At 57.8% G+C, this 24696-nt stretch carries 23 protein-coding genes and 1 pseudogene; 19 read left to right on the forward strand and 5 right to left on the reverse strand.

Annotated features, from left to right (window positions below; all coding sequences use genetic code 11):
- The first annotated feature begins 6 nt into the window (after nt 1-6).
- The 5 genes from F4X57_00395 to F4X57_00415 all read left to right on the forward strand — a co-directional run bounded on the left by F4X57_00395 (nt 7) and on the right by F4X57_00415 (nt 4022).
- Complete coding sequence (locus F4X57_00395; protein ID MYC05639.1) at nt 7-849, forward strand: ABC transporter ATP-binding protein; 843 nt, start codon at nt 7-9, stop codon at nt 847-849.
- On the forward strand, nt 846-1553 hold the full coding sequence (locus tag F4X57_00400; protein MYC05640.1) for an ABC transporter ATP-binding protein: 708 nt from the start codon (nt 846-848) through the stop codon (nt 1551-1553). Before F4X57_00395 ends, F4X57_00400 begins: the two co-directional genes overlap by 4 nt.
- A gap of 50 nt (nt 1554-1603) precedes the next feature.
- A complete protein-coding gene (locus F4X57_00405) occupies nt 1604-2656 on the forward strand; it encodes a branched-chain amino acid ABC transporter permease (protein MYC05641.1) in 1053 nt (350 codons plus the stop codon).
- A gap of 8 nt (nt 2657-2664) precedes the next feature.
- Complete coding sequence (locus F4X57_00410) at nt 2665-3624, forward strand: branched-chain amino acid ABC transporter permease (GenBank protein MYC05642.1); 960 nt, start codon at nt 2665-2667, stop codon at nt 3622-3624.
- A 77-nt stretch (nt 3625-3701) separates the two neighbouring features.
- Nucleotides 3702-4022 (forward strand): NIPSNAP family protein, encoded by a 321-nt coding sequence (locus tag F4X57_00415; protein ID MYC05643.1) that lies wholly within the window; start codon nt 3702-3704, stop codon nt 4020-4022.
- A gap of 120 nt (nt 4023-4142) precedes the next feature.
- Here F4X57_00415 and F4X57_00420 read toward each other — a convergent pair whose 3' ends face one another.
- Nucleotides 4143-5045: an acetamidase gene (locus F4X57_00420; GenBank protein MYC05644.1), complete on the reverse strand. Its 903-nt coding sequence runs from the start codon at nt 5043-5045 to the stop codon at nt 4143-4145.
- A 330-nt stretch (nt 5046-5375) separates the two neighbouring features.
- Here F4X57_00420 and F4X57_00425 point away from each other — a divergent pair, with 330 nt between their 5' ends.
- Together F4X57_00425 and F4X57_00430 are read left to right on the forward strand one after the other, a co-directional pair.
- Nucleotides 5376-6419 (forward strand): ABC transporter ATP-binding protein, encoded by a 1044-nt coding sequence (locus F4X57_00425; protein ID MYC05645.1) that lies wholly within the window; start codon nt 5376-5378, stop codon nt 6417-6419.
- Nucleotides 6420-6513: 94 nt separating this feature from the next.
- On the forward strand, nt 6514-7617 hold the full coding sequence (locus F4X57_00430; protein ID MYC05646.1) for an ATP-binding cassette domain-containing protein: 1104 nt from the start codon (nt 6514-6516) through the stop codon (nt 7615-7617).
- 299 nt (nt 7618-7916) lie between these two features.
- Here the strand turns inward: F4X57_00430 and F4X57_00435 are convergent, their stop codons facing one another.
- The 4 genes from F4X57_00435 to F4X57_00450 all read right to left on the reverse strand — a co-directional run bounded on the left by F4X57_00435 (nt 7917) and on the right by F4X57_00450 (nt 13320).
- Nucleotides 7917-8444 (reverse strand): hypothetical protein, encoded by a 528-nt coding sequence (locus F4X57_00435; protein ID MYC05647.1) that lies wholly within the window; start codon nt 8442-8444, stop codon nt 7917-7919.
- A 227-nt stretch (nt 8445-8671) separates the two neighbouring features.
- Nucleotides 8672-10111, reverse strand: a complete 1440-nt coding sequence (locus F4X57_00440; protein ID MYC05648.1) for an ABC transporter permease — start codon at nt 10109-10111, stop codon at nt 8672-8674.
- Between the two features lie 57 nt (nt 10112-10168).
- Nucleotides 10169-11116, reverse strand: a complete 948-nt coding sequence (locus tag F4X57_00445) for an ABC transporter permease (GenBank protein ID MYC05649.1) — start codon at nt 11114-11116, stop codon at nt 10169-10171.
- A gap of 260 nt (nt 11117-11376) precedes the next feature.
- Nucleotides 11377-13320, reverse strand: coding sequence for an ABC transporter substrate-binding protein (locus F4X57_00450; protein ID MYC05650.1), 1944 nt, complete (start codon nt 13318-13320; stop codon nt 11377-11379).
- Between the two features lie 197 nt (nt 13321-13517).
- Between F4X57_00450 and F4X57_00455 the strand changes: the two genes are divergently transcribed.
- The 12 genes and pseudogenes from F4X57_00455 to comD all read left to right on the forward strand — a co-directional run bounded on the left by F4X57_00455 (nt 13518) and on the right by comD (nt 24653).
- The gene (locus tag F4X57_00455) at nt 13518-14441 is read left to right on the forward strand and encodes a dihydrodipicolinate synthase family protein (protein MYC05651.1); all 924 of its coding nucleotides are present in this window, start codon (nt 13518-13520) and stop codon (nt 14439-14441) included.
- 312 nt (nt 14442-14753) lie between these two features.
- A complete protein-coding gene (locus tag F4X57_00460) occupies nt 14754-15191 on the forward strand; it encodes a hypothetical protein (GenBank protein ID MYC05652.1) in 438 nt (145 codons plus the stop codon).
- A gap of 187 nt (nt 15192-15378) precedes the next feature.
- Complete coding sequence (locus F4X57_00465; protein ID MYC05653.1) at nt 15379-16128, forward strand: haloacid dehalogenase type II; 750 nt, start codon at nt 15379-15381, stop codon at nt 16126-16128.
- 4 nt (nt 16129-16132) lie between these two features.
- Nucleotides 16133-17251, forward strand: coding sequence for a glycine oxidase ThiO (gene thiO / locus F4X57_00470; protein ID MYC05654.1), 1119 nt, complete (start codon nt 16133-16135; stop codon nt 17249-17251).
- 490 nt (nt 17252-17741) lie between these two features.
- Nucleotides 17742-18707: an LLM class flavin-dependent oxidoreductase gene (locus tag F4X57_00475; protein ID MYC05655.1), complete on the forward strand. Its 966-nt coding sequence runs from the start codon at nt 17742-17744 to the stop codon at nt 18705-18707.
- Nucleotides 18700-19566 (forward strand): MBL fold metallo-hydrolase, encoded by an 867-nt coding sequence (locus F4X57_00480; protein MYC05656.1) that lies wholly within the window; start codon nt 18700-18702, stop codon nt 19564-19566. The genes F4X57_00475 and F4X57_00480 overlap by 8 nt, the downstream gene beginning before the upstream one ends.
- Nucleotides 19567-19608: 42 nt before the next feature.
- Entirely contained in the window at nt 19609-20328 is a 720-nt protein-coding gene (locus F4X57_00485; protein ID MYC05657.1) for a hypothetical protein, read from the forward strand.
- Nucleotides 20329-20352: 24 nt separating this feature from the next.
- Nucleotides 20353-20823, forward strand: a complete 471-nt coding sequence (locus F4X57_00490; protein MYC05658.1) for a PspC domain-containing protein — start codon at nt 20353-20355, stop codon at nt 20821-20823.
- Nucleotides 20816-21724 (forward strand): hypothetical protein, encoded by a 909-nt coding sequence (locus F4X57_00495; GenBank protein MYC05659.1) that lies wholly within the window; start codon nt 20816-20818, stop codon nt 21722-21724. Before F4X57_00490 ends, F4X57_00495 begins: the two co-directional genes overlap by 8 nt.
- A gap of 25 nt (nt 21725-21749) precedes the next feature.
- Complete coding sequence (locus F4X57_00500) at nt 21750-22526, forward strand: enoyl-ACP reductase (protein MYC05660.1); 777 nt, start codon at nt 21750-21752, stop codon at nt 22524-22526.
- A 58-nt stretch (nt 22527-22584) separates the two neighbouring features.
- Nucleotides 22585-24003: pseudogene (locus F4X57_00505) on the forward strand (hypothetical protein).
- A gap of 143 nt (nt 24004-24146) precedes the next feature.
- The gene (comD, locus tag F4X57_00510; GenBank protein ID MYC05661.1) at nt 24147-24653 is read left to right on the forward strand and encodes a sulfopyruvate decarboxylase subunit alpha; all 507 of its coding nucleotides are present in this window, start codon (nt 24147-24149) and stop codon (nt 24651-24653) included.
- Nucleotides 24654-24696: the final 43 nt, after the last annotated feature.

The raw sequence follows: 24696 nt of genomic DNA on the forward strand, positions 1-24696 counted from the left end.
CAGCCCATTCTTGAAGTGCGGGATGTGGTCAAGGATTTTGGCGGTGTGCGTGCGGTTGATCATTGCTCGCTGGATGTGATGTCGGGCACCATTACGGGGCTAATTGGCCCGAATGGCGCGGGAAAGACTACGCTGTTCAACCTTATCAGCGGCTTTCACAAGCTTACGGCTGGCACGATTACATTTCTTGGCAAGCGCATTGACGGCATGGAGGCGCATGAGACTTTTCATACTGGGCTTGTTCGCACATTCCAGATACCGCGCGAGTTCAAGTATATGACCGTGCTTGAAAACCTTATGCTCGTGCCTGCGAATCAGGCGGGCGAGCGCATCTGGGCGTCGTGGTTTATGCCTTGGCGCATCGGACCGCAGGAACGCGCCATAGAACGGCAAGCGCTCGAAACGCTGGAGTTTCTGAACCTCGACCATCTGAAGGACGAATATGCGGCGAACCTATCCGGCGGGCAGAAGAAACTGCTCGAGCTTGGCAGGACGCTTATGGCAAAGCCGAAGATGATCCTGCTGGACGAGCCGAGCGCAGGCGTCAGTCCCGCGCTCACCGAACTGCTGATGGAAGACATACGCCGCACGCAGGAAGAGACCGGCATAACCATCCTCATCATCGAGCACAATATGCGCGTGGTGATGAGCCTGTGCGATCCGGTAATCGTGATAAGCGAGGGACGGAAGCTGATGGAAGGCACGCCCGAAGAGGTGCAGCGCAACGAAGAGGTGCTGCGAGCATATCTCGGCTTCAGCGGCGAAGCGAGTGCGGCGGCGGGCGAGAATACGGCGCAAGAAACAGCGCCGAATGAAGCGGGTCCCGGTGAGACGAAGGCGGGCGCATGAGCATCCTGAGCGTGGACGGCATATTCGCGGGGTATGGCGAGACCGAGATTCTTCACGGCGTTTCGCTGCGTGTTGAGCCGGGCGAGGCGGTTACGATGTTTGGGCCGAACGGCTGCGGCAAGTCAACGCTGATGAAGACGATATTCGGCTTGCTGACGCCAAGGCAAGGCAGCATCGTATTCGAGAACACGGACATCACGAGCATGCAGACGGATAGGCTCATACGGATGGGAATGTCGTATGTGCCGCAGGTCGGAAACATATTCCCGTCGCTTACCATCGAAGAAAACTTAGAGATGGGCGCGTTCGCGGACGATACGGACATGCCCGCGCAGATTGCGGCAATGTACCGTATGTTCCCGGATTTGCGGCGCAGCAGACGACAGCGCGCGGGCAGTTTGTCCGGAGGTCAGCGGCAGATGCTCGCGTTCGCGCGCGCGATGATGCTCAAGCCGAGCCTGCTGCTGCTCGATGAGCCTAGCGCGGGATTGTCACCCATTATGGCGCAGCTGATATTCGACAGGCTGCGCGTCATACGCGGCACCGGCGTGGCGCTACTCATCGTCGAGCACAACATCCGCACGGCGCTGGCAATGTCCGACAGGGGCTATGTGCTCGCGGACGGTGAGAATCGGCTGGACGGCAGCGCGGCGGGATTGCTGAACAATCCGGACATTGGCAGGCTGTACTTGGGCGGAAAGTGAACATACATAGATATACAGGATGCGCAGTATATAGTGGATAGATTCGGCTGATGATTGGGCAGGGGATAGGTGTACGAGCTAGGTCGGCGGCGCTGGGCGAATGGGGCTGGTCGGCGGCGCTGGTGTTGCTTTGCGTCGTTGTGTTCGTGGCGGCGCCGGGCAAGGTTGTCAACGGCATTCTGCTCGGTAGTATGATCGCGCTCGGCGCTATCGGGATCACGCTGATTTACAGCATTCTGCGCTTCGCGCACATCGCGCACGGCGACTACATGACGCTCGGCGCATACATATCGTTCTTCCTGCTTACGGTCGTGTTCCCTGCAATCGGCATTGTTGGCACGGGCTTTGGTCCGTTCACATTCGGCTATCCGCTGCTGATTGCGCTGCCTATAACCGTCTTGGTATGCTGCGCCATCGCCATCGGAATTGACAACTCGGTGTATCAGCCGCTGCGCGCGCGCGGCACCGGGCTTATCACCATAGCGATGGTATCGCTGGGCATCGCTATCGCCCTGCGCGGCGCGATACAGCTGCTCTGGGGCACCGGACCGATTCGCCTGCCACGCGAGACACGGTCTTTCTACCACATCGACTTTGAGATAGCCCTACCCACAGGCGGTGCGTTGCCATTCGACATTCGCGTGCCGCCGGACAATATCTTCCTCGGTCTGACTGCTATCGTGCTGGTCGCCGCGCTGTATCTGTTCCTGAATCGCACGCGCACCGGCAAGGCGATGCGCGCCACGGCGGACAACATAGACCTCGCTCGAATTACGGGCATCGACACGACGCGCATCGTTCACTGGACATGGGCAATCGCCGCCGCTTATGCAGCCATAGCCGGCACGCTTGTTGCGGTGGCGCAGGCGCAGCTGCATCCCAATGCGGGCTGGGCGACGCTGATACCGATGTTCGCGGCGGTGATGTTGGGTGGCGTAGGCAAGCCTTGGGGTGCGCTCGTGGGCGGGCTGCTCATCGGCGTGTCGATGGAAGTTTCGACCGAGTGGGTTTCGCCTGCGTACAAGCCTGCCGTGTCATTCGCCATAATGCTGGTTGTGCTGCTGGTGCGTCCTCGTGGGCTGTTCGGCGACAGGGACGCATAATTATGGACATCATCTACTTCCTCGTGGGCTTCGGCATACTCGCCGGCATTTACGGCGTGTTCACGCTTGGGCTGAATGTGCACTGGGGGTACACGGGGCTGTTCAACATCGGCGTGGCGGGCTTCTTCGCGCTTGGCGCATACACCGCCGCGCTGCTGACGACCGCTCCGCCATCGCCGGAACTGTTTGAGGACTTCGTCTTCGGCGGCAATCTGGCGAACACGCTCCAGTTAGGTATCGACCTGTGGTTCTTCGTCGCGCTGGCATGCGCCGCCATAGTGAGCGGTGTGGTCGCGCTGGTCGTTGGCGCGATAACGTTGCGGCTGCGCGACGACTACCTCGCCATATCTACGCTCGGCATCGCGGAGAGCGTGCGGCTGATGTTCTTGAACGAGAAGTGGCTGGCGAACGGGTCGCGCGGGCTGTACAACATCCCCAAGTTCCTCGGAGACCTGGTAACTCCGGAGCAGTACGACCTGCTGTACTTCGCGGTGGTAATCGTCACGCTGGTGGTGCTGTACTTCATCATACAGCGCGCGATAAACTCGCCTTGGGGACGAGTGCTGCGCGCCATCCGCGAGGACGAAGAGGCGACGGCGGCAGCGGGCAAGAACGTGTTCCGATTCAAGCTGCAAGCGTTCATTCTGGGCGCGGCGGTGATGGGCATAGGCGGCGCGTTGTACGCGCACGGCTTTCGCTATGTGGACCCGGAGGTCTTCGACCCGCTGCTGGCGACATTCATCGTTTGGGTGATGCTGATGGTAGGCGGTAGCGGCAACAACCTGGGTGCGTTGCTGGGAGCGTTCGTAGTTTGGGGAATATGGAGCGGCACGCAGTTCCTGCCGGCGGAAATCAACAATCCAAACCTGCGCTTCTTCCTAATCGGCTTCCTGCTGGTGCTGGTGATAATGCTTCGCCCAAACGGTATCATAGGCGAGCGGCGGCGCGTGTCGGAAGGCGGGACTTGACACGAGACTTAACATCGATATACAGGATGAGTAGGATAAATTTGACTTATGATAAATTGGATTGAAAGAGGTGTGAAATGATTTACGACATGCGAATTTACGACTTGCAGCCCGGCTCCGTGCCGCAGTATATGAAGGCGGTGGAAGAGGTCGCCATCAAGATACGCGACGACTATGGTGTGAAGCTCGCTGGCTGGTACTACACGGACATCGGTCCACTGAACCGCATCGTGCACATCTGGGCGTACGAAGACTACACACACTTCGAGAAGGCGCGCGACCAGGTGCGCTCCGACCCGCGCTGGGAGGGCGAATACATGCCGCGCGTGCGTGGCTTGGCAATCCGCCAGCAAGACATGATGATGCAGGGCGCGGACTTCTTCCCGGGGCCGCAATAAGTGCAGCAGGTCAACCTGAAATTGAGCATGGCATGATGTACTGCCGTCTCAAGTCCCTTCCGCCTGTGGTGATCCTGTGGGGAAGGGACAAACGACGCCCGACACTAGCGCGCGGACACGCTACGACGGCAGGTACTCGCGGTTGACTTTCGCGATGTAGCTGAAGGTGGGGTTGACGAATTGGGTGCAGCGGGCTTCTAGCACTTGTCCAAGGAACAGGTACGCCTCGCCGCGTGTGAAGCCGTAGTCGTGCTGCAGCCACAGGATCATCTCGGACAGCGCCATGCGGAAGGCGTCCTCGGCTGGGCGCGCCATCGCGGTGGTCATTATGTGCGTGTCGTTGGTGATGCGCGGCCAGGTCATCGCCGCGGGCAGCGGCACAAGCTCACAGCGTAACCGGACTCTGCCGCCCGTCTCGATGCCGCCTGCGCCGCATATTTCACCGTCGCCCTGTCGCGCGTGCATATCGCCTACATGCAGCAGCGCGCCGGGCACGTTTACCGGCAGCCACACGGACGCGCCGGTCGTAACCTCTTGGATGTCGAAGTTGCCACCCCACTCGCCTGCCCACGCATTCGTCCAGCGCGTGTGCTTTGGCGCGACTGCGACGCAGCCCAGCATCGGCGCGATGGGAATCTGCAGCGTGTCGTTCCACAAGATATTGCCGTCGCGAATCTCCACGACCTTATGATGCCGCCCGATGCCGCTATCGCCCATCCAGCCGGGCATTGCGCTTGTGCTGCCGCGAAAGTTGGTGAAGCCGATGGGATCGACATCGATCTCGCCGACATGCACCACGAGCGCCATCCCCGGCTCCGCGCCGTTGACATAGATGCAGCCGCTCGACGGATTGCCACCGCGCAGCAGTTCGCGCAGACGCTCGCCATCCGGGTGGTCGTCGAGCCACGGACCGCGGTTCATCTGCGTCTCGACCTCGAATTCTTCGCCGGGGTCGACCCACATTGTAGGCGCATTGTCGGGGCCTGTCTCGAAGTAGAGGATGTCTTTGGTAGCGCGCTGCATGGTGTTGCCTCCTTCTCCAAGGATTGTTGATTATGGGTCTTCAGTATATCAGCAGGGAAGGCGGATTTGACGGGGTGGAAATTGGTCATACGGTTAGACTGTGGTAGCGGGCGTCTTGCGGTTCTCTCTCCCCATCCTAGCCTTCCGCAGTCAAAGGGAAAGGGATTTCTCGGAATGTCGCGATATTCGGCGGGCAGGCTTGCGTTTTCTATAGTTATTGGCTATAGTTTGCATACCAATTTAGGATAAATTAGGCGATGTGCCCACTTGCGGCTTTGCGCACCTTTTCGGGCTTGCTGTGGGGCAGAAACTATACAGAGGAGATAGAGCATGGCTACAGCGAACGGCTCAAATAACGATGTTGTTCTCGAAGTTGACGACCTGAGAACTTATTTCGTTACACGCTGGGGCGTGGTGAAGGCGGTGGACGGCGTAAGCTTCAATCTACGACGCGGCGAGACTCTCGGCATCGTTGGCGAATCCGGTTCCGGCAAGTCCGTTACTTCGCTCTCCATTATGCGACTGGTTCCCTCGCCTCCGGGGCATATCGTCGGCGGACGAGTGCTGCTGAACGACGAAGATGTCCTTCAGCTCGACGAGAAGGAGATGGAGCGCATTCGCGGCGACCGTATCGCTATGGTGCTGCAGGACCCGATGACGGCGCTCAACCCTGTGTTCGACATCGACGACCAGGTGGGCGAGGCGCTGAAGATTCACCGCAGCATGAAGGGCAACGCCCTGCGCGATCAGGTCATCGACATGCTCCGCAAGGTGCGCATCCCCGCGCCGGAGGTGCGAATTCGCGACTATCCGCACCAGCTTTCCGGCGGCATGCGACAGCGCGTCGTTGGCGCTATCGGCATTTCCTGCGACCCCGAAGTTCTCATCGCCGACGAGCCGACGACATCGCTCGATGTAACCATTCAGGCGCAGTATCTGCGGCTGCTGAAGGACTTGCAGGCAGATACCGGCGTGGCGATTATGTTCATCACACACGACTTCGGCATCGTCGCCAAGATGTGCGACCGCGTTGCGGTGATGTACGCCGGGCGCATCGTCGAGCACGCCGATGTTCGCACGATTTTCAACAACCCGAAGCACGAGTACACCAAGGCGCTCATCAACTCGGTGCCGAAGCTCGAAGAGAAGACGGGCCGCTTGGCGCAGATCGAAGGGCAGCCGCCGCTGCTGTACAACCTGCCTCCGGGCGACGCCTTCGCAGAACGGTCGCCGCTGCCTGTGCTCGAAAAGGACCTCGAGATTCGCCCCGAGCTGGTTGAAATCGAGCCTGAACATTGGGTGCAGCTCTCCCACTCGTCGGTGGAAGAGTTCGACAAGTACAAGCACTTAGTCCCCTACGGCGCAGAATACTAGACGACAACGCAACCCAAACACTTGGGCAATCTCGGATAACCGCTTTCGCGCTTGAAGCGGGACACATCACATACTACAAGGCTGGTGTTAAGACATGACGACTAACGGCACTTCTTCCAACGGGGCGGCGAATCGCTACGGGGTCGCCAATGCCCCTGGCGTGGACTCAAGCTCCGACGCCATCATATCTGTGCGACACCTTCGCAAGTGGTTCCCCGTGGGCAACTCATTCCTCAGCCGCAACAAGAGCCTCTTGAAGGCGGTGGACGATGTCAGCTTCGACATCGAGCGCGGTAAGACGATGGGACTCGTAGGCGAATCAGGTTGCGGCAAGACGACTACACTAAAGGTCATGCTGGGTCTTGAGGAGCCGACTTCGGGTCAGGTGTTCTTCGAGGGCGAGGATGTGGCGACGCTCAGCCGCGCCGGAAAGCGCGAATTGCGCAGCTCGCTTCAAGCCGTGTTCCAGGACCCGTGGGCATCGCTGAACCCTCGTATGCGCGTCGGCAGCATTATCGGCGAACCGCTCGAGGTCAACACTACGATGACCAAGCAGCAGATTGCCTCCCGCGTACAGGAACTGCTGGAAGAGGTGGGCTTGCCAGCGTATCAGGCTTCGCTCTTTCCTCACGAGTTCAGCGGCGGACAGCGGCAGCGCATAGGCGTGGCGCGCGCGCTATCGCTGAACCCGAAGATCATCGCGCTTGACGAGCCGGTGTCCGCGCTGGATGTGTCCATTCGCGCGCAGATAATGAACCTGCTCGTGGACTTGCAGCAGGAGCACGGACTGGCGTATATCATGGTCGCGCACAATCTCGCGACTGTGCGTTACATGTGCGACCGCATGGCGGTGATGTATCTCGGCGTAGTGCAGGAGATGGGCGACACGGAGAGCATCTTCAACAACCCGGTGCACCTGTACACGAACGCGCTGCTTTCGGCGGCGCTACCATCACACCCGGACATTCAACGCGAAGAAATTGTGTTGCCGGGCGAAGTCGTATCGCCGGTGGACCCGCCCGAAGGCGATGTATTTATGACGCGCACGCCGCTTGAGGTCGATCCCAACCACGAGTATGCCAAGTCTCGCCCCCCACTCATTGAAATCGAGCCCGACCACTGGGTAGTCGAAACCCCATGGAGCACCATCGGCAACGCGCAGGAACAGGGCGTTGATCTGACCACCTTGGTGGAATAGGGCGGCAATAGGCGACATCAATAGCGCAAAAGGGGCGGTCATCAGTGACCGCCCCTCTCTCTTTATTCAATAATGTACCCGGACTCACAATGATTGAGGTTCTCTTTTGGCTTCATTGAGCGTAAGAGGATCAAGGTGTTTGGAAACCCGTTCAAGTTCGATACCAACGAGCTTGCCAAGAGCGCCCATGCCAATATTCACACCATCGGCGACTTCAAGGTTTTGGACCCTGCGCGTTCGCCGAATTCAATATAGGCGCTGTCCGTTTCTGGGTAATAATTCAGCTTCATCGCTAATACCTAGTTCACCGTGAATGTGCCGACTTTGTCGCCGTCGCAGAGGATGTCGAAGGCACCCGCGCCCGATGCGTTGAAGTCGTAGCTGAGCCGTCTGCCGGATTCCAGTTCGAGGTTCAGCGCGGTTACGCCGGAGCCTAGCGCACCGCCGGAGCTGCTTATAGTCAAGCCATCCACGCTGTACACGGCGCTGTCGCGTTCACCTACGAACTGGGTGGAGCCTGTGCCGCCGGATGTGGTAATTTCGCCGCCGCCCTGCAACTGCACGGCAAGGCGGACACGCTGCCCATCACCCACGACGATGTCCGCAGGGTCTGCCGTGCAGCCGTCGTCGGTCTTTTCCACATCGATGCGGAACTGCTCCAAGGATGCCACCGGCGAGCGGTGGAACTCGCCAGTCTTGTCTTCGTCAGATCTGGCGGGACGGCGGTTGCCGGATTCCACGCCGCACGCGAGCGCAATCATGCTCCCCACAACGATAAAGACTAGGGCGAATTGCGCCAGATGGAGTCGTTGTACCTTGTTCTTCATAGTCGTCCTCGTCAGTGATTCCTTTCAGAATGGGTAGCCTTTTGTGTCAAGCCGGATGTTTGCCACGCCAGAAGCGCCTTGAGATCTGATGCTGATTGATTATTGATTTGCGTGTGCCTAGATTATAATGGCGCTCCGCGTAAGGTCAAGCCTGCGGAGCGCCATTCGTTTCTAATTCTAAATTATGTTGCGTCTGTTAGATTCAAGATTCAGGTTAGGTGCAATGCCTAGAGCTGGCGCAGACGCGGGTCGAAGCGGTCTCGCATCCAGTCGCCGAGGAAGTTCAGCGACATCACGACTAGGAATATGCACACGCCGGGGAAGAACGAAATCCACCAGGCATCCTGAATGTAGTTGCGTCCGTCGTTGACCATCGCTCCCCAAGCCGGTGTGGGCGGCGGTATGCCAGCGCCGAGGTAGCTCAAGATAGCCTCTGTGAGGATGAGCTGACCGACACGAAGGGTTGCGATGACTATAACCGTATTGATTACACCGGGCAGCAAGTGCCAGATCATAATGCGGAATGTGGACGCGCCCGCCACCTGCGCGAGGCTCACATAGTCGCGCGTCTTGAGCGACAGCACTTCGCCGCGCACATTACGCACGAATGGCGTCCACGATAATAACGCCAACAAACCAATCAGGATGATAAAAGTCTGCCCGATGGCGATGACGACCACGATGGCGACGAGAATGAACGGCATACCGAGCCAGACATCGGTTATGCGCATAATGATCTCGTCAATTAGTCCGCCGAACCAGCCGGCGACAAGCCCCATGGACACGCCCACTAGCAAGCCGCTGCTGAGCGCGATTGCCACCACTACGATGGACACGCGCGCGCCGTGGATGATGCGGCTAAGCAGGTCGCGCCCGATGTTGTCACCGCCTAGGATGTGGTCGGTGGTCGGGATGCGCACCTTGGCGCGCAGGTTGGCTTGGTCGAGGAATGCTGCTACGATTGCCTCTTCGTTTTCAAGGTCTTCGGGCGGGATGGTTACACCGAAGCGAACTGCGGCATCTTCCACATTTTGTAGGATGGGACGCGGCACTGCGGCGTCCTGAACCTTAACATCCAAGCCTGCTTGACCGGCGAAAGCGCTTGCGACGACCGTGCCGCCATAAAGTGGGTCGGCGAGCTGCTCAAGCGATATTTCCACATCATAAGCTTCGGCGGCGTCAATGATGTTGAGGCCGACGGGAACCCAGTATTGCGGCTCGTCTGGGGCGTCCACATTCTTCACTTCGGTGATGGTTGCCAGTTCCATGACGGTGGCGCGGACGCCGGCTTGGTCATTGAACGCGCCTCGAATGTCACGAGAGTCGCCGATGTCAACATCTGTTAGGTCAACACCGTACTGCGCCGCCGATTCAGTAACGCCGGAAACAGCGGTTTCGCCGTCTATCGCCACGATGAGCGGCAAATCTTGAACTGTAATCAGCTCGGGGGCGTACCAGAACGGAGCGAGTGTTGTGTCGTCAGGATCGGCGTGTGTAGGGGCGTGCGGCGCTAGGAAATTGGCGAAAACCGCCGTGAGCACCAGCAATGTCAGCACTATGATGGACACCAGCGGCAAGCGATTAATCTTGTTCCAAAATCCCGCTATCCCAGAAGTAGGAGTGGCGAGTTCTCGGGTTATGTCCGCCGAAAGTTCTGCTTGTGCCATAAAATCGCTACCTTATCTTACTAATCACTCACAGGTCTTCGTCAATCTGCCCGCCGGCTAGGAATAGCGAATGCGCGGGTCGATGAGTGCGTACAGCATGTCGGTGATGAAGTTCATCACCACATACATCGTTGTGAACACCATAACCACGGACACCATTACAGGGAAGTCGTTGTCCTGAATGGAGCCGAACGCCAATCTGCCCAGACCGGGAATCGCGAAGATTGATTCGGTTACCACTGCGCCGGTGATGAATCCGGTAAGCAGCAAGGATGAGAAGGTGAGCGGAGCAATCAGCGCATTTCGGAAGCCGTGCTTCCATATAACGGAGTTGTTGGATACGCCCTTGGCGCGCGCCAACTTGATGAACTCCGAGTCGAATATCTCCAGCATTGCGGAGCGCACGAGTCGAAGGTAGCTGGCAGCTGCTATCCAACCCAGAGTTACGGTTGGCAGCACATAGTACTCCCACTGGAAGATACCCTGATCGCGCTCGCCTAATGTGGCGCTGGGCAGCCAGTCCAACTGCACGGAGAATACGAGTATGCCCATAATGCCCACCCAGAACACGGGCAGCGCTTGGCCGAATAGGGCGAACCCTCTACCTAGGATGTCGAATGTCGTGCCCCGCTTGACAGCGGACAGTACTCCCAGAGGTATCCCCACTACGGAGGCGAACAGGAACGATGTGAACGCGAGTCGGAGCGTTACGGGCAGGCTGGTTACCACCTTGTTGAACACGCTCTTGCGGTCGATGAGGCTGTCCTGCCAGTTGCCCTTGAGCATGTTGCCTAGCCATACGCCATACTGCCAGATGAGCGGCTTGTCGAGGCCAAGCTCCACGCCGAGCGCGTCCCAGCGTTCTTGGGTAATGCCATAGCCGCCTTCCTGCGCGTAAAGATAGCGGGGGTCTCCCGCTGCTCTGGACAAGCTGAAAGTCAACAAAGTCGCGCCAACTAGTGCCAGAAAGGCGAATACAATCCGTCTTGCTAGGAATTGCAGCATCTAACACACCTTCAAGTTAGTTGAATATCTTCGCCAACATTGCGAAAAACGTTATCGGGTTATCGCGGGTTATCGGATTGTGTCAAAGCGGGAAAATGCATTGACCACATCACGATAGGCGAAGCAAGCGTCGAGGGTCGATTTCAAAAAGTGGTTTGTCTAAGAATGTCTTAATTTAGAGTTGGTGGCGCAGACGCACCTGAACTAACAGAGGCGTCTGCGCGCAATCTCACAGGCGACGGATTAGCCCGTCAGTGGGCTTAATGCGCCAGTTTGACACTCCGGATGTTGTTGATGCCGCCCATGTTGCCAAGAGCGGTGGGACGCTGGTCCCAAGTCTCAATATCGGATGGGTCGTATGCAGGCCAAATCGGGAACTCGAAGACACCCACGCACAGCGCCTCGCGGCGGTTGTTCGTGTAGAACTCATTCGCAAGCTCTTCACGGGCAGCCTTGTCAGGTTCGCCTGCCATCTGCAGGTAGGTCTGCGCTGCCCAGGGGATTTCCATCCCCACGCCGTAACCGCCCGCGCTGATGGAGCTCATAACGAAGCCATGCGCCCAGTCAAACGGGAAGTTGGAGTGGTTCTCGTCGCCGCAGCCTGTGAACGGAGTCCTGTTAGTGCGGGCAACCAGACCCGGGCGGAATGTGCCGTACTCGGTCTTAACGAAATTGACCTTTACGCCGAGGTTCTGGTCCCAAGCGGCACCAACCGCTTCACCAACGTCAGAGTTGAGCTCGGATGTACCGATCCACAGGTCCATCTCGAAACCGTCTGGATAGCCAGCTTCTGTGATGAGACTCTTGCCCATGTCGTAGTCCGTGCCCCAGCTCCAGTCGTCGTTGTAGTTGGGGTTATTGACGGACAGGTAGGGCTGATGGTTGACCACGCCCAATCCGGCGATAACATTCTCCAGCAGGTCTTCACGCGGGATGCTCCACGCCAAGCCGTTGCGGACTAGGCGGGAGGACTGCATGGAAGGGGTGTTTTCGTCGAAGTCGCCGTTCTCAAACGGGTTACCAATGTACGGGTACGCTGCGGTTCCTGCGTCGGACAAGTCGCGCTCAAGCGCATCGCCGCCAAGCGCGCTGTGGCTCTCCCAGTAGTTGCCCGACATCGATATGTTGAACATAGCGTTGTGAGCGGTGCCGCGCTGCGCCTCGAAGCCATCAGACAGCAGACCGGGCAGGTCGGCAAGGTTGACGCGCGCAATCTGCGCGGTGTCGCCCTCTAGGGCTGCGCGCCTAGACGCGCCGTCCGGGATGTCAATCCACTCAACCGTCTCTACATAGGGGCCTTTGTCTTCGGCAGTCCCGTAGTAGCCGTCGAACGCGGACAGGAAGATGCCCTTCTGCTGTGTCCACTCGTCCACTACGAAGGGACCTACGCCTGTGTAGTCGTCCTGCATGCCTTCAACGCCCTTTTCATCGAAGACCTTTTTGCTGACTATGCCTGCCGTCTGCCAGAACTGGCTGAAGCGGTGCAGCATGCCGCGGCTGTCATAGTTGCGGTAGTTCAAGCGAACTGTGTAAGTGTCGATGGGCTCCATGTTCTGGATTAGCGGTGCGAAGTCGCCAGCCTGCCCGTGAACGCTCTCTGGGTTGGTTACCGAGTTCGCGTCGTTGAAGGAGAACGCCACATCTTCGGATGTCATCTCGCCAATGCCGTGATGGAACATCACGCCTTCGCGCAATGTGAAGTCGCCGTGCTCAAGGCCCGGGTCCAGCGTGAACTCAGTTGCGAGCATAGGCTCGATCACCGGTGTTCCCGTGTCGTCTAGGATGGAGTTGAAGAGCGTCTCCGTCTGACCGGACATGTAGATGATTTCCGCGCAACCGCCGGCAGAGGCGGAGCAGAAGCGGGGGAGGCCGTTGGGCGCACCAACGAACGAGGTCGCTATGGTCAGCTTGCCATGCGGCTCGTCGTGGTCATGCTCTTCCATCATCCCGCCGCTTGGTGCGGCTGTTGGCGCAGCTGCGGGTGCGGGTGCCTGTGGCGCCGGGGCCGTGGTAGCCTGCATTGCGGGCGCTGCAGGTGCAGCTGCCTGAGGCGCTGCCGGTGCAGCGGGCGCCGCCGGTGCCTGGGGTGCAGCGGGTGCCGCTGCCGGTGCAGGCGCGGAACCGCCACAAGCAATAGCGCCTATCAGCGCGGTAGCCGCTACCGCCCCGAATAGTAGCTTCTTTCCTAACCACTTAGGTTTCATATGATCCCTCCTGATTTTATTTTACCTCTCTGGTTGGGGCCAGTCTCATAGTTCATCTATGAGTTTCAGGATACTTATCACATATTCAGAGGGCAAGTCAAGCGATTGAGCCAAAAATACGGCAATTTGCGGGCGCAAGAGGGCAACTATGATAGAATCCGAAGTAGCCTGATGCGACAGGCACTTTGCACACCATTATGTTCAGGAGGATTTCGATGGCAGACTTCGAGGGCATATTGCCCGCAATTATCACGCCCATGGGTGAGGACGGCAGGCTTGACGAGGCGGCGTTCCGCGAGGTGATGGAGTACAACATTCAGGCGGGCGTTCACGGCTTCTGGATTGCCGGCGGCACGGGTGAGAGCGTGCTGCTGGACGACGAAGAAAATATGAAGATAGCCGAGATCTCGGCTGACCAGAACCGCGGGCGTGTGAACAACATCATGCATGTGGGAGCGGCGACTACCGAACGCGCGGCGGCGCTCGCCGAGCACGCGGCGAAGATGGGCAACGAGGCGATATGCTGCGTGCCTCCGTTCTTCTACCGCCAGAGCGACGACGCGATTGTCGAGCATTATAGGGTAGTCGCGGCGGCAGCGGACTTGCCGTTGTTCGTGTATAACCTGCCGCAGTCCACCGGCGTAGAAATCACGCCCGAGCTAATGCAGAAAATCCAAGACCGCGTGCCGCAGCTCAAGGGGTTGAAGCACTCGGCTATCACCTTCGTCAATGTGCGAGCGTTCGCCAAAATGGGCTTGGACTGCCTCATCGGCAACAGCATGCTGATGCTGCCCGCGATGACCATCGGCGCGACCGGCTGCGTTGACGGTCCGCCGAACTACGCGCCGGAGCTGTGGGTGGACATCTGGAACGCCTATCAGGATGGCGACTGGGAGCGCGCAGAAGCGGCGCAAGACAGGGCGAGCGACGCGACGCTGCTGGCGCGCGAATACGGCTTGCACCCGACCGCGAAGTTCATCCTCAGCGAGCGTCTGGGCATTGACTGCGGCAGCCCGCGCCCGCCGGGACTGCCCCTAACAGCCCCTCAGCAAGCCGATGTGCTGGCGCGCATGTCTCAGATTGGCATCGGCAAACTAGCCGTGGCGCAGGGCGACGACTAGAACGGCGGCGCTATAGATAAGCGCTTTAGATGGTGGTGTAGGGCTGGGCATGATAGGAACGGCAATCCTGCCCAGCCCTATCGTCGTTAGCCCTATCGTCGTTAGCTCTATCGTCCATTAGACTCCGTGATGCCCCGATGTCCTTTTGGGGAAGAGGCTTCTGCAGACGACATAAACATACATGCTTTGGGGCAGGTTATTCAGCCTGCCCTTTTTTCGTGCTGTCCGCCCGCGCCTTGTGCTTCATACCTTATAATATAAGGTGATAAGTGCCTATTCTTTGTCTCTTACCGATGAATGCTGGAGGTTCGTGTGGAAAAGTTTTTCGCCATGTTTTTGCGGGGAGGGCTGTCCTTTCTGCTTGGGTTGGGCGCCGGATTGGTCGGGTTGGCCCTGTTTTCTTCGATTATCCCTTACACCTGGAGCGAACGGCTGACTATCACCGCGTTGTGCGTCGGGCTGTGCACCGGCTTCGCCGTGTTTTTGTCGTGGTTCAAGCCGGAGTCTTCGCGCGGCGTAATCGTGGTTGCATTCGTACTTGCATTCGGCATAGCGATTGTCGGCTCGTTCGCGGGGTACATTTATGCCGGCGTGAACGATATTCAAGTGCGCAATGTGATGCTCATCGGTCGCGGCTCCGCAGAATCTACGGCGATATGGTCATACGCTGTCATATTGTCCACGCTGTGCGCCACGCTGTTCAGTGGCGCGTACTACGCTTTCAGGCTCTGGCGCTACCACGAGGTTTAGGCGGTCAAGCCAGTCTTCACACAGGCATTAATACCTATCCCCAACCTTCCCCTCCCAATCAAGAAGGAAGGGATTTATGGCACAGTTTCCCACTCCTATCGTTTTCTCACTAACAGGGTGTCATCCTTGAAGGGAAATCAACACTCTCACGACTTTCGTATCATTCGCAATAGAGGAGAAATTCGCCATGAGCATCAAACCCATTGACGGCGTGAACACGCTGACCTTCGACCTGTTCGGCACGGTGCTTGACCTTGCCGGCAGCTTGACGCCGCGCATCGAGGAGTTTTTGGCGCAGCGAGAATCGCCGGTTGACGCCGCCGGCTTTTGGGCGCAATGGCGGCTGCGTCAGCGCGTCGAGCAGTATCAGGATACGATTCTGATGCTCGGACACAGCGGCTACCTGACCGCCTGCAAGTACGCCTTCATGTACACACTGCGCGCCAACAACATCGCGTTCACGCGCGAGGAAGCCGACGATTTTATGCAGGTCTGGCAGCGGCTCAAGCCCTTCGAGGACGCGGTGAACGGCTTGAGCCGTCTGAAGGGGCATTATCGGCTCGTCGGACTGTCCAACGGCGAGCCGTGGTATCTCGACCATTTGGCGAAGAACCGCATCAAGTTCGACTTCGATGCCGTAATATCGGTCGAAGAGGCAGGCGCGTTCAAGCCGCATCCGGGCGTGTATCGTAAAGCCGCACAGATACTTGACGCCGAGGTTGGCGAGCTGATGATGGTCGCCTCGCACTCGTTCGACATTATGGGCGCGCGCGCGTGCGGCTACCGCGCCGCCTATGTGAACCGCTACGGGCTGCCGATGGAAGAGACGCCGCATCAGCCGGACATCGTGACCGTTGACTTCGGGCAGCTCGCCGACTACCTCATCGACGGCGTCGCGCCCACGCTGCCCGACACACTGCCGTACAAGGAGGAATAAGGCTATGACGACCACGACTACCGACGCAATCATAGTCGGCGGCGGCGTCATCGGCTGCGCCATAGGGTATTACCTCGCCAAGGCAGGTGTCGCCACGACCATCCTAGAGCGAGGCGAAATTGGCATGGAAGCGACGAATGCCGCGACAGGCGTGCTGTCACATTCCTACGGCAACCCTGACGACCCGTACACGCGCCTGGTGAACACGGGCTTGAGCATGTTCCACGAACTCGCGCCGGAACTCGCGGAGGCGTCCGGCGTGGACATCGAACTCGCGCAGTGTGGCGAACTCCAACTCGCGCTTAACGAAGAGCAGGCGCATTACGAGCAGGCAGTAGCGGCAGAGCTAGGCTGGTTCGTCAACGGAGCGCAGTGGTTGGATGCGCAGAAGGTGCGCGAGATGGAGCCGCTGGTCAGTGAAGACATTGCCGGCGCGCTATTCATGCCAGAGGTGTGCCGCGTGAACAACCAGCGGCTGAGTACGGCATACGCCCGTTCCGCTCAGCGGCTTGGCGCGTCCGTGCGCGAACACACGGAGGTCATCGGCTTGGTGCGCAGCCGTCTGCGGATCAGCGGCGTCCGCCTCCACAGCGGAGAACTGTCCGCAGACCATGTGATTATCGCGGCTGGCCCGTGGACAGCATCCATCGCGGAAGTGCTGGGCAGCGATGTGCCTGTGCGTCCCGTGCGCGGTGTCAACCTGAACCTGAAGCCGGTCAGTGGGAACATCAACGCGGTCGTTCACGGCGGTTGGGGCTTGCTCGCGCCGCGAAACGACGGCACGGTGGTGGTTGGCGCGACCGTGGAAGAAGCGGGTTTCGACAATCGCGTTACTGCCGGTGCGGTTCAGAGCATAATGAACATGTGCGAGCTGATAATACCTTCGCTGCGAGACGCCAGCCTGAACTGGGCGCTGTCCGGACTGCGTCCCGGCTCGCCCGACGACGCTCCGATGCTTGGCGCGGTGCCGGGCTGGCAGGGGCTGCACATCGCCACCGGGCACTTCCGCAGCGGCATCCTGCTAAGCGCCATAACGGGTAAGCTGATGGCAGAGCATATCACCGGCGAAGAGCCGGAGCTTATCGATCATTTCAGCCCGACGCGGTTCAGTCGGATGGTGTGAACTTGGAGATGCTTATATCCAGCATGCAATTTTAGGGTAGGGCATAGTTCAGCCTACGCCAGATCACCCTCAGCATAACCATCGCCCCTTGATGGGTAAAGGGAGCGGAGAAACGGTAATTGTGCCCTACCCCAGCAAATTGCGTGGAGGCGAATAAGATTTATGGAAAGTAGTATAATCTCATATAATCTCAAATGAGTGATATTCAGCCGAGCGGCGATGCTCACGATCACAAAGACCGCGCGGACGAAAATCAGGACGACCGCATATCGATACTGACGGTCGCGCGGACATGGTGGGCGTGGTGTCTAGGTCTCATATTTGTGCTAACAATCGTCTGGATGGCGCTCGTGGCGCAGTCATAACACACATAACACGGCATAAGAACCTACCGCGCGCAAATAATCGATACATGAGCTAGCAATCTGACAGATAGACTACTTCACTGATTAACCGACTAACCCACACACGGCACAAGTAGAGGCGCATTATGTCCATTAAGATTGGCGTCGGATTTGGCGGGTGGCCGTTTCCGAGCGACGACCCTGAACATCTTTGGCGATATGTGGATACCTGTGAAGCGCTGGACATCGACTCCGTCTGGCTTAGCGACCGCATCGTCTCGCCGCTTATGAATATGGAAGCGATAGTCGCGCTTTCTTTTGCCGCCGCGCGCACGAAGAATCTAAAGTTCGGCACGAGCGTCATCGCGCTACCTCTGCGTAATCCGACCATACTCGCGAAAGAAATCGCCACGCTCGACTTCCTTTCGGGCGGTCGCAGCCTGCCTGCCGTCGGGTTGGGCACGGAAGACGCTACCGAGTATGAAGCGTGCGGCACGACTCGCAGCCGCCGCGTCAGCCGCACCGAAGAGGCGATCCAGGTGATGCGCCTGCTTTGGCAGGAAGACAATGTTACATTCCACGGCAAGCACTTTACGCTCAACAATGTAACCATTCAGCCCAAGCCCGTCTTCCCGCCCGACGGCATGCCGCCGATATGGATTGGCGGTCGCAGCGAACCCGCGCTCCGGCGCACCGCACGCATCGGCGACGGATGGCTCGTCTCGCAGGCGACGCCTGATGAGGTCAAAGTCGGCGTGGATAAGATCTCCACTTGGGCGGACGAATACGGCAACGACATCGAAGAAGACCACTACGGCGTCCTGACAAGCTTCTACATCGCGGACGACGCTTATGAAGCGGAGCGCATCGCCACGCCTTACATGCTGCGCCGCCGCGAGGATGTGCACTGGCGCGAGTTCTCGTCATTCGGCAAGCCTGAGGTCATACGCGAGCTTATAGACGAGTACATCGATGCGGGTGCGGAGAAGTTCGTCATGCGGCCGGCGTGCCCGCCCGAAATGATGCAAGAGCAGCTCGAAATCCTGGGCAACGAAATCGTTCCGCACTATCACACCGCCATCGAAGGCGCGGAGGTCAAGGTCTATGCCTGATTACACGACGACAATCGGCAATGTCGAAATACTCGCGCTGTCCGACGGCAGCATTCGCTTTGCGCCGACCGATTTCTTTCCCAGCATTCCGAAAGAAGCGTGGGAGCCGTACAGTGCCGACCTAACGCCCGACGGCGAAATGGTGATGAACCTCGGCTGCTTCCTGTTGCGCTCAGAGGGCAAGACGGTGCTCATCGACACCGGCTTGGGCTTGGACAGCGGACACTTGGACACGCTCGAAATGGGCAGGCTGCTCACCGACATGCAGGAGAAGGGCATCAGCCGCGACGATGTGGATGTCGTCGGAATCACGCACTTGCACATCGACCATGTGGGCTGGAACTTCATGTACGACGACGACGGTGAACAGGACAGCGAAGTCGAGCGCAGCGGCGCGGCGCAAGCCACCTTCGCCAACGCGCGATACTGGGTGAACAACCTCGACTGGCGCGTGTTCACTCGCGGCGCGCTTCGCAGGCGACCGTACATCTCCGCGCAAGTGCTGCCACTACAGGAACAGGGCATCTTGGAACTGTTCGAGGGCGAGCGGCAGATAACAAGCGAAATATCCACGCTGCCCACACCCGGGCATACACCCGGACACACAAGTTTCCTAATATCGTCGCAGGGTGAGCGCGCCGTCATCACCGGCGACGCCATCCACGCGCGCGCTCAGGCGCAAGAGACACACTGGAGCCCGCAAGCCGACTCCAAGCCCGATATTTCCGCAGAGTCTCGGCGCATCCTGCTTGAGCGCATCGAGAGCGAGAGTGCTATGCTCATATCCGGGCACTTCCCCGCGCCCGGATTCGGCACGCTCGTGCGGGTTGAAGGCAAGCGCTACTGGCAGGCAATGTAGTCCTTATCGCCAGGTCTTTCAGGAAACTACCAGGAAACTACTATGAATACAAACCGCCTTCTCTTCGGGATAATAGTTATTGGCATAGGCTTGCTGTTCTTGCTGAACAGCACAGGCGTGGCAGATCTGAACCGCTTGCTGGACTGGTGGCCCTCGCTGATTATTCTTTATGGCGTTTGGCGTCTCATTGCGAATAGATTCCGCAGCCTGTTCTGGCCAATCGCGCTGATTGCAATCGGTGCCTTCCTTCAACTGGGCCAACTCGGATTTGACATCAGCTGGAACCGGTACTGGCCCGTCGCACTCATCGCAGTCGGCATCCTCATTTTTGGCGGCGGCTTGCAAAGGAGAAGGCGCAGACGGCGCAACTCTTCCAATCCTCACAACTCCTCATCAAGAATAATCGATGTTGATGTATCCACTTCACAGGACGCAGATGACGCCACGCTACACGCGGTAGTCGGCTCTCAGGACAGAATTATCTCCGGCGATTTTCATGGTGGTAGCATCAATGTAGTCATGGGCAGCGGCACCCTTGATATGCGTGATGCCAGAATCGTGGACAAGCCCGCAACCCTTGAAGTTTCTGTCGTTATGGGTGAGGTTAAGGTTCGTATCCCCATAGATTGGAGTGTACAGGTTGCAAACGCCGCAACGATGGGCGAGGTGAAAGACACGCGCTCCCAGCGAAATGAAAGCGGCAATCCCGACCTCATCATCAGTGGCAGTGTAACAATGGGCAGCCTGCAAGTCACGGACTAGGCACGCGAGCGAAAGGAGGTCCTTATGAAAACGAATACCAAGAGGCTGCGGATAAGCGAAAGGGACTCCATACTGTTCGGCGTTGCAGGCGGCATGGCGGAATACTTCGACATAGACCCGACACTGGTGAGGGCGGTATGGGTAATCTTAGTGCTGGCGTCGGCCGGAACGGCGCTTATCGCCTACATCGCCCTGGCGATAATCATGCCCAAGCATGAAACGGCATCCGGTCATTCCTCGCAGGCGGCAGATGAGAACACGGATGATTTGCCGGAAGACGCGGCAGAAGTCGTTCCGCGCAACCGCGACGAAGGACGATGGACTGCGGGCCGCAAGCTGCTGGGCTTAATGCTAATCGCGCTTGGCGGCATCTTCCTGCTGTCCAATCTGGGCATCTTCAGCTGGTGGCGATGGGATGTGTTCTGGCCCTTGATACTCATCGGCATCGGCGCGGCGCTTATATTCGGGCGCTTCATGGGAGGGGGCGATGACTAGCCGGCGATGGACAGGCGGCTTCCCCCTGTTCGCCGTGCTGCTCATCGCGCTCGGCGGCCTGCTCCTTATGCAAACAACCGGAGTTCTTTCGTGGAACTTGTGGGCAATCATCTGGCGTCTGTGGCCCATTCTGCTCATCGCCATAGGCATAAACATCATTCTCGGCGCGCGCATGCCTTGGGTCGCGAGTGTACTCATTGCGGCTGTACTGGCAGTAGGTATAGCTTTGGCAGCATTCTCCGGCGCGTTCACAATCAACGGATTCCGAAACGGTACTGAAGAGATCGGCTCTTTTCATGAATTGTTGGGTGAGACGGAAAGCGTTGGCGTGAACATAAACTTCGGCGCGGGCGAACTCAGATTGGACTCGCTGCCGCCGGGTTCGCCGAATTTGGTCGAGGCTGACTTTCAAGGACGAGAAGCGGAAGTCTCGGTGAATCGCTTTGAACGCTCGGCAGCCTTGGACATCTCCAATGGAGATTTCGACTTCGGCTTTCTCCGAATTAACGACCGTGCCATCTGGGACGTGTCACTATCGCCTAGCCCCACCATGTTCCTGGACCTGAACGCCGGCGCGTCTGAAATGACACTTGACCTCAGCAGGCTGAAAGTGCACGACCTATCGATTGACGCAGGCGCTGCTGACATCGAAATCGTCATGCCTTCAGACACCGGCAATGTCAACGCCGACATAGACATTGGCGCCGCCGACTTGATTATAATCATCCCCGAAGGCGTGGGCGCAAGGATAGATGCCGACACCGCCGCCGGCTCCCTGTCCATCGACCAGGGTCGCTTTCGGAAGCAGGGAGACTTTTACCTTTCACCGGATTTCGAAGTGTTGGCAAATAGAATATACTTGTCAATCGACTCGGGCGCGTCCAGCGTAGAAATAAGATAAGAAATAATAATATCGGAGCGCAAGCATGTACCCAATCGACCTTTCGGACAAGCACGGCATCGTCTTCGGCATCGCCAACCACCGCAGCATCGCCTGGGCGATAGCGCAGATATTGCACGAAGCAGGCGCGAATCTTGCCATCGCGTATCAGAACGAGCGCGTGAAGAACAGCGTTGCCAAACTCGTGGCAGATTGGGACGATACGCCGCTTATCGAATGCGATGTTAGCGACGATGACAACGTAAAGGCGGCGTTCGACACGGTGGGGGACAAGTTCGGCTCGCTCGACATCATCGTGCACAGCATCGCGTTCGCCAACCGCAAAGACCTCGGCGGTCCCTTCGTGGACACCGACAGAGAAGGCTTTCGGCTTGCGCTAGACATCAGCGCGTATTCGCTGCTGCCGATTGCGCGCTACGGCTCGCCGCTGATGCAGCAGAATGGTGGCAGCATCCTGACGCTCACATTCCAGGCGGCGAGCCGCGTCTTCCCCGGCTATAACATCATGGGTACGGCGAAGGCGGCGCTGGAGAACGAAGTCAAGCAATTGGCGTCCGATCTCGGGCAGCAGAATGTGCGCGTCAATGCCATATCCGCCGGCCCGCTCGACACGCTGTCTTCGCGTGTCATCAGCCACTACCGCGACATGAAGCGCATCCACGCCGAGCGCTCTCCAATGCGGCGCAACATCACCACCGACGAGGTGGCGAAGGCGGCACTGTTCCTGTGCAGCGACCTCTCCGGCGGCATCACCGGCGAAGTGCTGCATGTGGACACGGGGTACAATATCATGGGGATATAATCCATGAACCCATCTGTAATAATGCCCACTTTCGATGCTAGAGGTCATGGTGAGTTAAATGGATAAATCCACATCCAAAAACACTAACAAAAATACTGTAAATGAAGTGCTATCTGCGCCGCTTACGGCGCAGTCTTTGGAGAAGACGCAAATCTCCAAGTATCATACCAAGGGCGGACATGGTTTTGTGGCGGAAGATGCGAATAACTTCGCCGACCAACTACGTGGCAAAAAAGCCGAAGTTGTAGGGAAGTCGAACGAACTGAACGGTGCAGACCGTGTAGTGAATGGAACGTCCATTCAGTCAAAGTATTTTCAGAACGCATCCGAAACTATCGCAGCTGCATTCGACTCAAAATCTGGGAATTACCGATATGCGAGACAAGTTCTTGAAGTTCCGAAAGACCAGTATGAAGATTGCCTAAATCTGATGCGTGATCGTATCGCGCAGGGCAAAGTGCCAGGGATTACTAATCCTTCAGACGCGGAGAAATTAGTTAAGCCCGGGACGGTAACTTACAAGCAGGCGAGAAACATCGCACGGGCGGGCAATGTTGATTCGCTGATATTTGATGCTAAGACTCAAGCCGTAACATCTTCGGCGGCATTCGGGCTTTCGTTTGCGATTAACTTCGCTTGGAGTCTATGGAATGGCTCCAGTGTAAAAGAGGCAGTCAAAGTCTCTATACAATCTGGACTAGCGTCTGGTGCCAATTCGTTTATTACTGGCGTCGTCGCGGCGCAGGTGCTAAGGACGAAGGTTGCTGCAGTCGGAGTCGTATCGGTTCGCAGCGGAGTGAAGGTTGTATCGCACACAACCATGGGACGAGCGGCTATCCATCGTATAGCCGCTGGTTCATTAGGGAAATCGGTCTATGGGGCTGCGGCGGTAAACCATGTTTCAAAGTTACTTCGAACTAACACAATAACCGCAACGGTTGCAACCGTTGCAGCGTGTACTCCTGACTTTTACAGAGCTGCTTTTGCCGGTTCAATATCTTGGCGGCAGTTCATAAAGAATACTACTGTCAACGTTACCGGAGTTGTCTGTGGAGTTGGAGGTTGGATGGCAGGCGCAGGTGTGGGTGCGACAGTCGGAACTGCTATAATGCCCGGCGTTGGCACAACTGTAGGCGGAATTGTGGGTGGACTCTTATGCGGGCTAGTGGCTGGAACAGGGGGACACTTCGCAACTAAGGCTGCTGTCGATATGGTAGTCGATGACGATTCAAAGCGTCTCGTCGTGGCAATTGAACAGGAAGTGCAGTTGCTCGCGTTTGAGTACCTACTTACGAAGGATGAAATTGAACGCATCGTCTCAGAAATCAAGGATACCGTAAATCAGAAATGGTTGCGCCGAATGTACAAGGAGACAAATAAAGCCGACAATGACGACGCTCTCATCGAGTTCGTCCGGACCGAGTTTGAGCCGCAATTCGACACAATCGCACGGAATCGCCATAAGGTCACTCTTCCTGCACCAGAGGAAATTGAGCAGGAAGTATTGAGGCTCGCTGAGACAATAGCCAAAGATTATGAAGACGACAACCTTAATCAACTTAATCAGGCGGCCTCCTGACAAACAGACCTATCGACTGAAAAACTGAGAGACTAATCACCATGAACTGGGCTGAGACTATTGTGCAAGCGCTCAAGGATGCGGAGATTTCGCTGATCGCGTTTGTGCCGGATATTAGCATTCATCAGGTTACGCAGTTGCTGGAAGAGGACGACTACTTTCATGTCGTGGCGGCAACGCGCGAGGAAGAGGCTATCGGCATTGCGTCCGGCGCTTACGCGGCGGGACGGCGGGCGGCGGTGTTTATGCAGTCCAGCGGGTTCGGCAATTGCATCAACGCCATCGCGTCTTTGTGCATTCCGTATCGCATCCCGCTGCCTATGTTCATCAACCTGCGCGGCGAGGTCGATGAGTTCAATCTTGCCCAGGTCACTATGGGACGCACCACGCGCCCGATTCTCGATGTGCTGGGCATCCCGCACTACACATACGACAGCGACGACAGGCTGTACAGGCGAATCAGCGGCACGCTCACGCTTTGCTACGCCTCGCGACAGCCACTTGCGCTGTGCATGACCCCGCTCCTGCACGGCGGCAAGATGGCGTAAGGCATTTCGTCCAGTACACTATGCTCAGTGAGATTTACGCGGT

Source organism: Chloroflexota bacterium (genome assembly GCA_009840355.1).
Taxonomy (GTDB): Bacteria; Chloroflexota; Dehalococcoidia; order Lucifugimonadales; family JADFKI01; genus Bin90.